Here is a 370-nt window from a genome sequence, read left to right as displayed (position 1 = left end):
GTTGAAATTGCCTCTGCCGCATGGCTGGCACCATTCGCTATTTTATCTACTGTGCTGTGCGCGCTGGTTGTCATCTGCTTCAGTGCCGGTGAGGCGGCATCGGCAGCAAGGTCGATGGCGCGATGCATGGTATCGGACGCTGAGTCGACTTTATGACTGAACGCACTGCTGGCAGTACTCTGATCTGTTGGCTGGTCCATAGTAACTCCGGTAAAAAGCGACACAGGCTAGATTACCGGTGTCTCAACTACAGTATGTCCGCTCCGTCTTGCAATGTCGGTGCGCCAGCGCGCTTAGCGTCGATGTTATCTATTCATGCACATCAGCAATAATAACTTCTACCCGACGGTTTTGCTGACGGCCATCTGAG

At 53.0% G+C, this 370-nt stretch carries 1 protein-coding gene; it reads right to left on the bottom strand.

The features are described from left to right. The coding region (locus tag R0J87_RS18850) for a hypothetical protein (RefSeq protein WP_498888125.1) at nucleotides 1-200 on the bottom strand (200 nt) is incomplete at its 3' end. Nucleotides 201-370: the final 170 nt, after the last annotated feature.

Source organism: Halomonas sp. SIMBA_159, assembly GCF_046536035.1.
In the GTDB taxonomy this organism is placed as follows: domain Bacteria; phylum Pseudomonadota; class Gammaproteobacteria; order Pseudomonadales; family Halomonadaceae; genus Vreelandella; species Vreelandella venusta_A.
The sequence above is the reverse complement of the archived record's forward strand: the minus strand, read 5'-3'. Positions and strand labels throughout refer to the sequence as shown.